We start from the raw sequence: 257 nt of genomic DNA on the forward strand, positions 1-257 counted from the left end.
GGCGCCACATGCCGGAATCTGGAGAATGGGCCGTCAGGCTAACCGGCGTCGTGCATGATGGCCTCACAGCTCTGCATGAGGCCGCCGGCAAGAAAAGTTGCGATCTCACCCACATCCCCGTCCCCTCGGGAGACGCCGCTCCGCCGTGGCGGAAGGAGAAGGCGCGCGTGGAAGCGGCCGGGTCGCGGAGGCCCTTAAGCCGCCGCAGCGACCCGGCCGCGCTTGCCGCCGGCGCCAAACCGGAACGTGGTGCCACT

At 69.6% G+C, this 257-nt stretch carries 1 protein-coding gene; it reads left to right on the forward strand.

What is annotated here, in order from left to right; all coding sequences use genetic code 11:
• Positions 1 to 257: hypothetical protein (locus AC0L27_RS41425; protein ID WP_473323915.1), on the forward strand; the 257-nt coding region annotated here is incomplete at both ends.

It is taken from the genome of Bradyrhizobium sp. Ken51 (assembly GCF_055807435.1).